The following is a 12,513-nucleotide window of genomic DNA, read 5'->3' as shown; positions in this document are numbered from 1 at the left end:
ATTTTCCTTTCGTTTATCGTACAATGCGATAACGAAAGGAGGAGTGTCATGGGAGTGGTAAATACGAAAGATTGGTTTGTCGATGATCGATGGCGAAAAAAAATAAAAGAAGATGTGCAACGCCATTTATTTGCGCACGGCATGGCTCGGCGCAACCAACATGATACGATGAAACAGCTCGCAGAAAAAAACGTATGGGCGTTTGTCGCCAAAAAGTTCACAGAACTCCAAAAAGAGTGGGATGGCCCAGATGTGCCTGTATTTATTTTCCCTGCTGATGCCACAAACCGTTCTCTACAACATGAATTTGGTGGAAAATCAGGCGTCGCTTTTCGCGATCAACTATTTTTATTTTTGCTTCCTCACGTATCGAACGAACATATTTATGCCCTGCTTATTCACGAATATAACCACGTTTGTCGTTTACATGCTGATCCGAAAGACGAGCGCGACTATACGCTTCTTGATCGCATCGTGATGGAAGGATTAGCAGAACATGCGGTGAAGGAGCGACTCGGAAGCGAATATGTCGCAACATGGACGACATATTATACAGAAGAACAACTAAAGCAATGGATGAAAAAATGGATGATTCCAAACCTCTCTACTCGGCCAGACGATGCTCGTTACCGCGCGCTTTTATACGGTTCAGCATTTTATCCGCGCATGCTTGGTTATGCGGTCGGATATATGGTCGTCAAGCGAGCGCTAGAAAAAAAGACGATGATGGAGCTACTTTCAATGAAATCAGAAGAAATTTTTTTTATGTAACGCATCGTTTGCATGCTTGTTCATACATATAGTAGTGGACAAGGGGGACTGGCGAATGCGTTTCTTTTTTTATTTGCTTGGGTTTGGGATGTCGGTCATTGGCGGGACGACGATGATTGCGTATTTAAATATTATGGCATCACGTTCAGATTGGAAAGAATATCTCGTGTTTATTAGCACAAAAGTGGAATGTTACTTTTTGCCGATCGGTTTGTTTATGACGTGGTTAAGCATTTATTTTCCGTCTCATGACGATGGTTAAATTTAGGGTGAAATGGAATAAAATGAACGACCTCTGACCATACTGTGAACAAATCGTTCGAAGTGAGGGGTTATGCATGTTATATCTTCACGATGTTTGGGTGAATTGGTTTGAAGGGGAAGAAAACGGGTATAACGTTTGCCACTTTTATGAGTGGAGAAAAGATGATGCGATTGAGCTGTTAGATCAAGTGCCTGTATTAAAAGTGAGCCCACAGCTGTTTCGTTACTTAGAAAATAGTTTGTCGGAAATTCCGAAGCCGCTGCTTGAAGATGTATATCAAAAAGCGTACGTGCGCAAAAATCATGAGCGCATCCAGCTTGATTATTGTTTTATTGCGACAGATGGTTGTGGCATTGTGGCAATTGATACGATTGGCTATCATATTCCGATTCGAAAAAGCCGGCTCATTCCACGCCAAGAACAGCTCGTTTATGAGATGGTCAAAGAACAAGATGTGCGCATATATCCATTTCAACAAAGTGAAAAAGAATATCATATTTTATCGCCGCATCCTGCATTGATGAGCGGATTAACGCGCAAAGAGCGGCAATTGAAGCAACTATTATTTATGGCGCTTGACCAGTTGTACGGAACGAAAAATGTCGCTGAAGTGCGCTATTGGTACACCGAATGGGCGCCAGAAAAGTATGCATACATTCAACAAATGTCGTTTGAAGAAGCGTGGAACGGTTTGTATGAAGAAGCGAAATACGGATGGTCAGAGCGGCACGTTCATTTATGCGAACGGCTCGTCAAAGGACAACCTTTTTTTGAGAAACTATGGGAAATGGAACAAGAGCCGAAAGTGAATTAAAAAACTCAGCCCGCGTGGAGCTGAGTTTTTTATCGTCTTTTTCTTCCTAAACCGATGGCGTTTTCCATTTTCTTTAACATTTTACTTGCGACGCGGTTTGCTTTTTCGGCTCCTTCATCTAAAATGTCATCTAGTTTCGAGCTTTCCATGAGCTCGTAATATTTTTCTTGAATTGGCGTTAATGCGTCAATAATAACTTGAGCGACATCGGCTTTAAACTCCCCGTACCCTTTTCCAGCATATCGTTCTTCTAATCGCTCGATCGGTTCGTTTGCTAAAATGGAGTAAATCGTTAATAAGTTCGATACGCCCGGTTTATTTTCTTTATCATAGCGAATGACGCCTTCTGAGTCTGTGACGGCGCTTTTTACTTTTTTCTCGATCGTTTTCGCATCATCAAGCAACGTAATGTACGATTTTTGGTTCGGATCGGATTTGCTCATTTTTTTCGTCGGGTCAGTGAGCGACATAATGCGAGCGCCGATTTTCGGAATGCGTGCTTCTGGGATCGTGAAAATGTCTCCATATCGTTTATTAAATCGCTCCGCTAAATCGCGCGTGAGCTCAATATGTTGTTTTTGATCTTCACCGACAGGAACGATGTCTGTCGAGTAAAGTAAAATGTCGGCTGCCATAAGTGGCGGATACGTTAACAACCCAGCGCTTACGGCTTCTTTTCCAGCAGATTTGTCTTTAAATTGCGTCATGCGCTCTAATTCGCCAATGTAGGCGATGCATTGTAAAATCCAGCCCGCTTGCGCATGCGCAGGCACTTCGGACTGAATAAATAACGTTGATTTGTTCGGATCAATGCCGACCGCTAAATAAAAGGCAGCTAAGCTGCGAATGTTTTTCCGAAGCGCTAGCCGATCTTGCGGAACGGTAATCGCATGTTGATCGACGATACAAAAGTAGCAGTTATAATCGTCTTGTAGTTCAACAAATTGTTTCATCGCTCCAATATAGTTGCCGAGCGTAATGACACCGCTTGGTTGAATACCTGAAAAAATCGTCTTCATCGAATCACTCCTTTTCATTTTTTGACAATAAAAAAAGTCCTATCATCTTTAGGGACGATAGAACCGTGGTGCCACCCTAGTTATTGTCGTTGCGACAATCACTTTGCCCATGCGTATGCATGGCGCCTTTGTAACGTAAGGCAAACGTTCAAGCCTACTTTTTTTCAACTTGAATGCTCGAAAGCCCATTCCATACAACTAGCGGCTTGTTCGCACCGTCCACAAGCTCTCTGAACGCCTCGTTATATGTACTATTCTTTGTCATCGCATCGGTTTTCTTTTATCTTACAATATTTATCGTTTACTTGGCAAGGGAGCGACATTTGTGACAAAGTCTTTACAAATTGAAAACGTTTTTATAAAATAAACATGCAATTTTTATTGCATGTTTAGGAAAAATGAAATAAAATTTTCAAACGTGAACGCTTTAATTTATTAATATAAAAAAGAAACAGGAAACTATTTTTAAAAATAATCATCAAAGTTTTCTTGCAATAAATTTTTAAACTATTTATAATAAGCTTAACAAGCAAACCGTTTAACAAATTTGTAACATTTACTTAACAATTGCTCCTAATTTGTATGAGGGAAGGCAGCGCTCATTACATAAGGGTGGGCTTTTTGCGTGAATTTTTTTAAGAAAATTCACATGATGTACAATATAAAAAGTCAGACTATTTAGTAAAAATATTCTTTTCTACAAATTGGGGCATTGACGAGTAAATGTGCAAGTTTGTTAAAATGGAGCTTGGGAAAAATATATTTAGGGGGGAAATCCATTGAAGAAAAGACTTTCACTTTTATTTAGCCTCATGTTAGTGTTGAGTCTTTTCCTTGCAGCGTGTGGTGGATTTGATAAAAAAGAATCTACTGACACGAAAGAAGGAGGAGACAAAAAAGCGGAAGTTCCGCAAGAACTACGCATCAACATTAACACAGAGCCATTCTCTTTGCATCCAGGTTTAGCGAATGACTCTACGTCTGGTACAGTATTGCGCCAAACATTCGAAGGTTTAACAGTCATTAAAGACGGTAAACCAGAATTGGCTGCTGCAGAGAAATATGAAGTTTCTGATGATTTAACAACATACACATTCACATTACGCGATGCAAAATGGACAAACGGTGACCCTGTGACAGCGCATGACTTTGAATATGCGTGGAAATGGGCACTTGATCCGCAAAACCAATCTCAATACGCTTACCAACTTTACTACATTAAAAACGGTCAAGCGTTTAACGAAGGAAAAGCGAAAGCTGAAGATGTTGGTGTCAAAGCACTTGACGACAAAACATTACAAGTGACACTTGAAAACCCAACACCTTATTTCTTAGAGTTAACAGCGTTTTACACGTACTATCCAGTAAACAGCAAAATTGCGAAACAAAATCCAGATTGGTATAAAAATGCTGGTGACCAGTACACTTCCAATGGTCCATTCAAAATGGTATCATGGGAGCATAACAGCAAAATCGTTCTTGAAAAGAACGAAAACTACTGGGATGCAGATAATGTAAAATTAACAAAAATTGAAATGGTTATGGTTAACGATCCGAACACAGAACTTTCGATGTTCAACAACGGTGAGTTGGATTGGGCTGGTTCGCCAACTGGTAACTTACCAACTGATGCGTTACCACAATTGAAACAAGAAGGAAAACTAAATGTGCAACCGATTGCGGGTACGTATTGGTACAAATTCAACACAGAAAAACCACCGTTAAACAACATCAATATTCGTAAGGCGCTCACATATGCGATTGACCGTAAAGCGATCGTAGAGAACATTACAAAAGGTGAGCAAGTGCCAGCAATGGCAGCAGTACCACCAACGATGTTCCCTGAGAACACAAAAGGGTACTTCAAAGATAACGATGTTGAAAAAGCAAAAGAGCATTTACAAAAAGGTCTTCAAGAGCTTGGTTTGAAAGATGTGAAAGAATTACCACCAATCACATTGTCATTCAATACATCTGAAGCACATGCGAAAATTGCTCAAGCAATTCAAGATATGTGGAAGAAAAACTTAGGTATTGAAGTCAAACTTGAAAACGCAGAATGGAACGTTTACATCGACAAGTTGCATTCTGGTGACTACCAAATCGGACGTATGGGTTGGTTAGGCGACTTTAACGATCCGATCAACTTCTTAGAGTTGTATCGTGACAAAAAAGGTGGAAACAACGATACAAACTGGGAAAATCCAAAATATAAGCAGTTGTTGATCGATTCACAAAAAGAAAAAGATCCTGAAAAACGCATTCAAATGTTAAAAGAAGCAGAAGCAATCTTAATGGATGAGCTTCCAATTGCACCAATTTACTTCTATACAAATACTTGGGTGCAAAAAGAAAACTTAAAAGGCGTTCAATTATCAGGTCTTGGAGAAGTTCAGTTCAAATGGGCATACTTTGAATAAAAAGGTGAATGATGAAGGTATATGGGGTGTCCCATATACCTTCATTTCACGATATAGAACATTTGTAAAAAATGGAGGTGTTTCAATATGTTGCGGTATATAGGCAGACGTTTGCTTTATATGTTGCTATCGCTATTTTTAATTATTACAGCTACATTTTTCTTAATGAGAGCCGCACCGGGCGGACCATTTTCTGGTGAGAAACAACTTCCACCAGAAATTGAAAAAAATTTAAATGAGTTTTATGGATTAGATCGACCATGGTATGAGCAATATGTCGATTATTTAACATCAATTGCTCAATGGGATTTCGGACCTTCATTTAAATATAAAGGGCAAACCGTTAACGATCTAATTAATAATGGCTTCCCTGTATCATTCTTTCTAGGAATGGAAGCATTATTTATTGCAGTTGGTATGGGCGTATTGCTCGGAATTATTGCTGCATTGAATCATAATAAATGGCAAGATTATGCAGCAATGATTTTTGCTGTAATGGGAATTTCTGTACCGAGCTTTATTATGGCTTCGTTACTTCAATATGTTTTAGCAATTAAACTTGGTGTTTTCCCAGTTGCTCGTTGGGAGTCGTTTATGCACACGATTTTGCCAGCGGTCGCTTTAGCTACAGGACCGACAGCGTTTATCGCACGTTTAACTCGCTCAAGCATGCTTGAAGTGTTAAGCAACGACTATATTCGAACAGCGAAAGCAAAAGGATTGTCTCGCACGCAAATTACAGTGCGTCATGCGATTCGAAATGCATTATTGCCTGTTGTTTCATATCTCGGTCCATTATCTGCTGGGGTTATTACAGGTAGTTTCGTCATTGAGAAAATTTTCGGTATCCCAGGGTTAGGAAGTCACTTCGTATTAAGCATTTCTAACCGCGACTATACAGTTATTATGGGGGTAACGGTGTTTTACAGCATCATTTTATTAGCAGCGATTTTACTTGTAGATATTGCCTACGGATTAATTGATCCTCGCATTAAATTAGCCGGTGGGAAGAAAGGAGAGTAACTATGCAGCAAATTCCAAAAGAAATGTTTCAGCCTGCATCGGTTGATTTAAGTGAAGCGGAAAAAATTTCGAAGCCAAGCCTTTCGTTTTGGAAAGATGTATCGATCCGTTTCCGTAAAAATAAATTAGCGATGTTTGGTCTTGTTTTGCTTTTTCTCCTTATATTTATGGCGATTTTTGGACCGATGATGACACCGTATGACTATCGAACAAACGATTTAATGAATACAAATCAGCCTCCATCTGCTGAACATTGGTTTGGGACAGATGAGCTTGGACGCGATATTTTTGCACGTACATGGTACGGTGCCCGCATTTCACTGTTTATCGGTGTTGCTGCAGCGCTTATTGATTTGTTTATCGGTGTGTTATGGGGAGGAATTGCTGCCTTTCGTGGTGGACGTACAGACGAAGTTATGATGCGTATTGCCGATATTTTATGGGGTGTTCCGTACTTGCTTTTAGTTATTTTGTTAATGGTTGTATTGGAGCAAGGATTAGGAACGATGATTTTGGCCATGACGATTACAGGTTGGATTAACATGGCGCGCATTGTGCGTGGACAAGTACTTCAGTTGAAAAATCAAGAATACGTTCTTGCAGCACAAACGTTAGGGGCAAGCACGTCACGTATTATGTTTAGACATTTAATTCCAAATACCATGGGTCCAATCCTTGTAACGATGACGTTAACGATTCCTTCCGCTATTTTTACTGAGGCGTTTTTAAGCTATCTCGGTCTTGGTGTTCCGCAGCCGCTTGCAAGTTGGGGAACGATGGCTTCTGACGGTGTATCAGCATTACAATATTATCCATGGCGCTTATTCTTCCCAGCGACGATGATCTGCTTAACGATTTTTGCGTTTAACGTTGTTGGTGATGGATTGCGCGATGCATTAGATCCAAGATTGCGTAAGTAAAGAGGGGTGAGGACATGGAGAAATTGCTTGAAGTAAAAAACTTAGAAGTATCCTTTCAAACGTATGGTGGAGAAGTACAAGCAGTTCGCGGCGTAAGCTTTCACGTCAATAAAGGTGAAACGCTTGCGATTGTAGGTGAATCGGGATCAGGAAAAAGTGTTACATCGCAAACGATTATGCGCCTCATTCCGATGCCGCCTGGAAAAATCAAAAACGGTCAAATTTTATTTAATGGGGAAGACCTCGTGAAAAAGACCGATAAAGAAATGGAACAAATTCGCGGAAAAGATATCGGGATGATTTTCCAAGATCCGATGACATCATTAAACCCGACAATGAAAGTCGGTAAGCAAATTATGGAAGTTCTCATCAAACATCAAAATATGTCACCAGCGCAAGCAAAAGAACGTGCGATTGAGTTATTAAAACTTGTTGGTATTCCGATGCCTGAAAAACGTGTTAACCAATACCCACACGAGTTTTCTGGTGGAATGAGACAACGTGCAATGATTGCCGTAGCGCTTGCATCTAATCCGAAGTTACTCATTGCTGATGAGCCGACGACAGCGCTAGACGTGACGATCCAAGCGCAAATTTTAGAGTTAATGAAAGACTTGCAAAAGAAGATGGGTACGTCCATTATTTTTATTACCCATGACTTAGGCGTTGTTGCAAATATGGCAGATCGCGTCGCTGTTATGTATGCAGGAAAAATTGTCGAAATGGGAACGGTCGATGAAATTTTCTATGACCCACGCCATCCGTACACATGGGGTCTACTTGCATCGATGCCAAGCTTAGATAGCGATGATAAAAAGGAGTTAGCTGCCATTCCAGGTTCGCCACCGGATTTAACAAATCCACCGAAAGGGGACGCTTTTGCGCCACGCAACCCGTATGCAATGCGTATCGATTTTGAACAAGAGCCACCGTTATTTAAAATTTCTGATACACACTATGCGGCAACATGGTTGCTACATCCGGATGCACCGAAAGTGGAGCCACCTGAAGCAGTAAAAAAACGGTTGCGTAAACTCTCCTCAAACTACGATAAACCGATGATTGTAAAGGAGAGTGAGTAAAAAATGGCACAACAAAAACAAAAACTCGTTGAAGTGAAAAACTTAAAACAATATTTTAAAGTCGGTAAAGGCCAAGTCGTTAAAGCCGTTGACGATGTCACGTTTGATATTTATAAAGGAGAAACGCTCGGTCTCGTTGGTGAGTCGGGATGCGGAAAGTCGACGACAGGGCGCACAATTATTGGGTTATATGAAGCAACAGGCGGCGAAGTGTTGTTTAACGGGTTAAGCGTGCATCGGAAAAAGTCAGCGAAAGAAGCGAAAGAGTTAAAACGGAAAATGCAAATGATTTTCCAAGATCCGTATGCGTCATTAAACCCGCGAATGACTGTTGCGGATATTATTGCAGAAGGAATCGATATTCACGGCTTAGCATCGTCGAAAGAAGAGCGCATGAACCGCGTATATGAACTGCTTGAGACGGTTGGATTAAACCGTGAACATGCGAACCGTTATCCGCATGAGTTTTCAGGCGGTCAGCGTCAGCGGATCGGCATTGCGCGCGCGCTTGCGGTCGAGCCAGAATTTATTATTGCCGATGAGCCAATTTCGGCGTTAGACGTATCGATTCAAGCGCAAGTTGTCAACTTAATGAAAAAGTTGCAACGCGAAAAAGGATTGACGTATTTATTTATCGCCCACGACTTGTCGATGGTGAAATACATTAGCGACCGAATTGGCGTCATGTATTTCGGAAAAATGGTTGAGCTTGCGGATGCGGAAGAATTGTATCGAAATCCGATTCATCCGTATACGAAGTCGCTTTTATCTGCCATTCCGCATCCAGATCCAGAAACGGAGCGGACGCGTAAACGTATCATTTACGATCCGACGCAACATAACTATAAAGAAGGCGAAGACGTGCGCATGCGCGAAATTACGCCAGGTCATTTCGTCTATTGCTCAGAAGCAGAGTATGAAAAATATAAAGCGATGTACAGCTAATCTCTCGTTTGAGAGATTAGCTTTTTTCGTTTGATGTACTAAAGTATTATACAATATTTTGATTCGTTTGACTATTTTGTTTTTAAAAAAAGCCCCGAGATTATCTCGAAGCTTTTTTTCCGCCAACTGTTTTCCAGCCGGTTTGAATATGTTCACTCATCGCTGTATGTAACCGCTTTTTTTGTCCACCAAATATGTTTTCACCGATGCCGTTTAAAATGACACCCATAAGCGCGGTGATGCCGATGACTAAAATGGCAACAATCGTAAAGTCAATAAAAAATTGCGCCATACAAAAAACCCCCTTTGTTTGCCATGTCTATTTTTATTGTAGAGAAAATTTCAAATGAAAGCAACGAAAAATGAAACCATTTATATCGGACAACCGTATATTATATGTGTGAAGTGAAAAAAAGGTGTATCTTTCTAAACTTTTTTGTTGTATAATGTACGTTGTAAAGTTTTTTAAACTCATTTTAAAATAAGATGTGTTTTAATACAGAAAACTATGGAAGCAACCCATTTTTAAGGGAGTGATATATATGGTCATCGTGTACTCATCGCCAAGTTGCACGTCTTGCCGAAAAGCGAAAGCATGGTTAGAAGAGCATAACATTCCGTATAAAGAGCGTAACATTTTTGCGGAACCGTTAACGATTGAAGAAATTAAAAGCATTTTGCGCATGACAGAAAACGGAACGGATGAAATTATTTCAACGAGATCGAAAATTTTTCAAAAGCTAAACATTCAAGTCGACTCGTTGCCGTTACAAGATTTGTATGAAATTATTCGCCAACATCCAGGATTGTTGCGCCGTCCGATTATTATGGACGAAAAGCGTCTGCAAGTTGGCTACAACGAAGATGAAATTCGCCGCTTTTTACCGAGAAAAGTGCGGACGTATCAATTGCGTCAAGCACAGCAGCTCGTCAACAGCAAAGGCTTAGCGTAACGTACACGCTAAGCCTTTTATAATAATGGGGAAAGAAGACGAGCGGTTGATTCAGCGATGCGCATCCAAAGCGGGCGCTGCTGAAATTGGGCTATATCAATTTTTGATGAATGATGAAAATCGTTCATAAAATCATTGACTAACGTTTGTACGCTTGGCGTTTGATATAAAAATGCGTTTACTTCAAAGTTTAAATGGAAGCTGCGCATATCCATATTCGCTGTGCCGATCGAAGCGAGTTCCCCGTCTACGACGATAATTTTGCTGTGCATAAACCCTTTTTCATATTCGTAAATCGTTGCTCCTGCTTCTAATAATTCAGGAAAGTAAGAGCGGGAAGCGTAAAAAACAATTTTTTTATCTGGTCGCTTCGGCACAAGAAGCCGCACATCAATACCGCTTAATGCCGCCACTTTTAACGCCGTTAAAATATCTTCATCTGGAATGAAATATGGAGAGGCGATCCAAATGGAACGTTGAGCCGATGTAATCATCGCAAAAAATAAATGTTTAATGACTTCCCACTTCGTATCCGGTCCACCAGCGACAAGCTGAACGCCTCCGAGCGCATCATCAGCGACGGTCGGAGCGCTTAAATAGTTCAACGTCAATAATTGTTGCCCAGTCATGTAGTACCAATCTTGTAAAAAAATAAGTTGCAACGTGCGAACGGCTTCACCGGAAATGAGTAAATGCGTATCGCGCCAAAAGCCAAAATATTCGTTTTTCCCTAAATATTCGTCGCCAATATTTAACCCGCCGACAAAACCGACTTTTCCGTCAATGACGATAATTTTGCGATGGTTGCGGAAGTTGATCGTATTGTTTAAAAACGGCAAGCGAACAGGGGAGAATGGAATCATATCGACGCCTGCTTCGCGCATTTCCTGTATGTACGTTTTCGATAGTTTCCAACTTCCGACAGCATCGTACAAAAAGCGGACGTGTATCCCTTTTTTTGCTTTCGCCATTAATATGTGCTTTAGTCGTTGACCGATGTCGTCATCGCGCACGATGTAATATTCAAGATGAATGTGATGCTCTGCTTTTTCTAATTCCGCAAAAATGGCGGCAAACGTTTCTTCTCCATTCGTTAACACGCGTGTTTTTGTCGCCGTAGAGATTGACTCTTGCGTCAATCGTTTCGCTAGTTGTAACAACGGTTGTTGATGAGGTTTCATATACAGTTTTCGCTCTTGATCGGCACGATTTGTTTCAAGTTTGCGAAACGTTTGTTCATCAAGCAATGCCTTTTTTCGAAAAAGTCGTTTTTTGCGATAATTTTGCCCGAAAAATAAATAAAAAATAAAGCCGACGAGCGGAAAACTGCCGAACAAAACGAGCCATGTGAGCGTTTTTGTCGGATGGCGGTTTTCTAAAAAGATGACGAATGAAATAAAAATGACTGACAAGGTGACAAATAAGCTGAACGTTCCGAGCAGCCAGCCTTCCCAATAGTCTTTCGTTATCGTTAAAAAGCCGATGAAAATAAGGATAAACAGTGCCACTTTTAAAGCATTTCTCATGTCTCGTTCACCTAACCTTACGGAAAAAAAGCCGATTTCAAGCAATTGAAATCGGCGTTATGAGTTTGGAAAATGTTTTGCGATCATCGTTAGCGCTTGTTCTTCGATGACGACTTTTCCGTATTCTTCAAGACGATGAATCGTCATTTGGGAATCTTGCCCATATTCAAGCAATATGCTTAACATATTGTCAATGTCGCGATCGGCATCTTCTTCTGTAAATTCGACGTATAAATAGTAGCTGTTTTCAAATGCGAATAGGCGATTGTTTAATGTTGAAAAATCGCGACGATGAGCAAGGGCGATGACGTCTTCAATATTTTTGAAGCGGATGACAAATTGTAGCGGATTTTCAGGCGCTGTCGATGATGATGTTTTAATGATGTTAAAATGTTGATCTAATATTTGCTCGATTTTTTCATCGACAGGTAAATCTTTAAATCGTTCATCGTTAATTGGAAGTTCTAACTTCGTTCCGTCTTTAGAAATTTGCGCTCTTGTGACGAGCACTTCAATGCCTTTTTCAAGCGCATGTACTTGAATCCAAAGCGGGCCTTCTAAATAAAGTTCCGCTTCTTGGTGAATTTCGTCCATCATTTCCCAAAATAATTCTTCGCTTCGTTCGCGATTGTACCAAATTTCTTCGCGATCAAATCCGCGTTCTTCAATATCTCCGTACGATATATATAGCTTCAACGTATATTCATTGATGCGTTCGATTTCCATGTTCCTCAGCTCCCTTCTATAATTATCCATTCAGGAAGGGAATTCACCC

The 12,513-nt window shown here is 40.5% G+C and carries 13 protein-coding genes and 1 other annotated feature; of the genes, 9 read left to right on the top strand and 4 right to left on the bottom strand.

Going from position 1 to position 12,513, the window contains the following annotated elements; genetic code table 11:
* The first annotated feature begins 48 nt into the window (after positions 1 to 48).
* From EKC99_RS03220 to EKC99_RS03210, 3 genes are all read left to right on the top strand, one after another.
* Positions 49 to 771 (top strand): DUF2268 domain-containing putative Zn-dependent protease, encoded by a 723-nt coding sequence (locus EKC99_RS03220; RefSeq protein WP_163150496.1) that lies wholly within the window; start codon positions 49 to 51, stop codon positions 769 to 771.
* Between the two features lie 55 nt (positions 772 to 826).
* Positions 827 to 1,033 (top strand): YuzI family membrane protein, encoded by a 207-nt coding sequence (locus EKC99_RS03215; RefSeq protein WP_009362188.1) that lies wholly within the window; start codon positions 827 to 829, stop codon positions 1,031 to 1,033.
* 76 nt (positions 1,034 to 1,109) lie between these two features.
* Positions 1,110 to 1,850, top strand: a complete 741-nt coding sequence (locus EKC99_RS03210; protein ID WP_042534481.1) for a YjbA family protein — start codon at positions 1,110 to 1,112, stop codon at positions 1,848 to 1,850.
* A 29-nt stretch (positions 1,851 to 1,879) separates the two neighbouring features.
* Here the strand turns inward: EKC99_RS03210 and trpS are convergent, their stop codons facing one another.
* A complete protein-coding gene (trpS, locus tag EKC99_RS03205; protein WP_009362186.1) occupies positions 1,880 to 2,869 on the bottom strand; it encodes a tryptophan--tRNA ligase in 990 nt (329 codons plus the stop codon).
* Positions 2,870 to 2,916: 47 nt separating this feature from the next.
* Positions 2,917 to 3,143, bottom strand: a binding site (T-box leader).
* 505 nt (positions 3,144 to 3,648) lie between these two features.
* Here trpS and EKC99_RS03200 point away from each other — a divergent pair.
* The 5 genes from EKC99_RS03200 (at position 3,649) to EKC99_RS03180 (ending at position 9,259) form a co-directional block, all read left to right on the top strand.
* The gene (locus EKC99_RS03200; RefSeq protein WP_163150494.1) at positions 3,649 to 5,289 is read left to right on the top strand and encodes a peptide ABC transporter substrate-binding protein; all 1,641 of its coding nucleotides are present in this window, start codon (positions 3,649 to 3,651) and stop codon (positions 5,287 to 5,289) included.
* An 87-nt stretch (positions 5,290 to 5,376) separates the two neighbouring features.
* The gene (locus tag EKC99_RS03195) at positions 5,377 to 6,312 is read left to right on the top strand and encodes an ABC transporter permease (protein WP_009362184.1); all 936 of its coding nucleotides are present in this window, start codon (positions 5,377 to 5,379) and stop codon (positions 6,310 to 6,312) included.
* A gap of 2 nt (positions 6,313 to 6,314) precedes the next feature.
* Positions 6,315 to 7,232, top strand: a complete 918-nt coding sequence (locus EKC99_RS03190) for an ABC transporter permease (RefSeq protein WP_009362183.1) — start codon at positions 6,315 to 6,317, stop codon at positions 7,230 to 7,232.
* A 14-nt stretch (positions 7,233 to 7,246) separates the two neighbouring features.
* Positions 7,247 to 8,314 (top strand): ABC transporter ATP-binding protein, encoded by a 1,068-nt coding sequence (locus EKC99_RS03185; RefSeq protein WP_009362182.1) that lies wholly within the window; start codon positions 7,247 to 7,249, stop codon positions 8,312 to 8,314.
* 3 nt (positions 8,315 to 8,317) lie between these two features.
* On the top strand, positions 8,318 to 9,259 hold the full coding sequence (locus tag EKC99_RS03180; protein ID WP_009362181.1) for an ABC transporter ATP-binding protein: 942 nt from the start codon (positions 8,318 to 8,320) through the stop codon (positions 9,257 to 9,259).
* Between the two features lie 100 nt (positions 9,260 to 9,359).
* On the opposite strand, the gene EKC99_RS03175 is transcribed toward EKC99_RS03180, so the two are convergent.
* A complete protein-coding gene (locus tag EKC99_RS03175; protein ID WP_009362180.1) occupies positions 9,360 to 9,551 on the bottom strand; it encodes a hypothetical protein in 192 nt (63 codons plus the stop codon).
* 250 nt (positions 9,552 to 9,801) lie between these two features.
* Between EKC99_RS03175 and spxA the strand changes: the two genes are divergently transcribed.
* Entirely contained in the window at positions 9,802 to 10,212 is a 411-nt protein-coding gene (gene spxA, locus EKC99_RS03170) for a transcriptional regulator SpxA (protein ID WP_009362179.1), read from the top strand.
* A 17-nt stretch (positions 10,213 to 10,229) separates the two neighbouring features.
* On the opposite strand, the gene cls is transcribed toward spxA, so the two are convergent.
* Positions 10,230 to 11,738 (bottom strand): cardiolipin synthase, encoded by a 1,509-nt coding sequence (gene cls, locus EKC99_RS03165; protein ID WP_163150492.1) that lies wholly within the window; start codon positions 11,736 to 11,738, stop codon positions 10,230 to 10,232.
* A gap of 57 nt (positions 11,739 to 11,795) precedes the next feature.
* A complete protein-coding gene (gene mecA, locus EKC99_RS03160) occupies positions 11,796 to 12,464 on the bottom strand; it encodes an adaptor protein MecA (protein WP_009362177.1) in 669 nt (222 codons plus the stop codon).
* Positions 12,465 to 12,513 lie beyond the last annotated feature (49 nt).

The sequence above is a fragment of the Anoxybacillus sp. MB8 genome, assembly GCF_011006755.1.
Taxonomy (GTDB): domain Bacteria; phylum Bacillota; class Bacilli; order Bacillales; family Anoxybacillaceae; genus Anoxybacillus; species Anoxybacillus gonensis.
This window is presented reverse-complemented; position numbering and strand designations above follow the sequence as displayed.

What these genes read in the sequence shown, in the direction of transcription:
- EKC99_RS03220 (WP_163150496.1), top strand. Translation starts at nt 49, where the DNA reads ATGGGAGTGGTAAATACGAAAGATTGGTTTGTCGATGATCGATGGCGA.
- EKC99_RS03215 (WP_009362188.1), top strand. Translation starts at nt 827, where the DNA reads ATGCGTTTCTTTTTTTATTTGCTTGGGTTTGGGATGTCGGTCATTGGC.
- EKC99_RS03210 (WP_042534481.1), top strand. Translation starts at nt 1,110, where the DNA reads ATGTTATATCTTCACGATGTTTGGGTGAATTGGTTTGAAGGGGAAGAA.
- trpS (WP_009362186.1), bottom strand. Translation starts at nt 2,869, where the DNA reads ATGAAGACGATTTTTTCAGGTATTCAACCAAGCGGTGTCATTACGCTC.
- EKC99_RS03195 (WP_009362184.1), top strand. Translation starts at nt 5,377, where the DNA reads ATGTTGCGGTATATAGGCAGACGTTTGCTTTATATGTTGCTATCGCTA.
- EKC99_RS03190 (WP_009362183.1), top strand. Translation starts at nt 6,315, where the DNA reads ATGCAGCAAATTCCAAAAGAAATGTTTCAGCCTGCATCGGTTGATTTA.
- EKC99_RS03185 (WP_009362182.1), top strand. Translation starts at nt 7,247, where the DNA reads ATGGAGAAATTGCTTGAAGTAAAAAACTTAGAAGTATCCTTTCAAACG.
- EKC99_RS03180 (WP_009362181.1), top strand. Translation starts at nt 8,318, where the DNA reads ATGGCACAACAAAAACAAAAACTCGTTGAAGTGAAAAACTTAAAACAA.
- EKC99_RS03175 (WP_009362180.1), bottom strand. Translation starts at nt 9,551, where the DNA reads ATGGCGCAATTTTTTATTGACTTTACGATTGTTGCCATTTTAGTCATC.
- spxA (WP_009362179.1), top strand. Translation starts at nt 9,802, where the DNA reads ATGGTCATCGTGTACTCATCGCCAAGTTGCACGTCTTGCCGAAAAGCG.
- cls (WP_163150492.1), bottom strand. Translation starts at nt 11,738, where the DNA reads ATGAGAAATGCTTTAAAAGTGGCACTGTTTATCCTTATTTTCATCGGC.
- mecA (WP_009362177.1), bottom strand. Translation starts at nt 12,464, where the DNA reads ATGGAAATCGAACGCATCAATGAATATACGTTGAAGCTATATATATCG.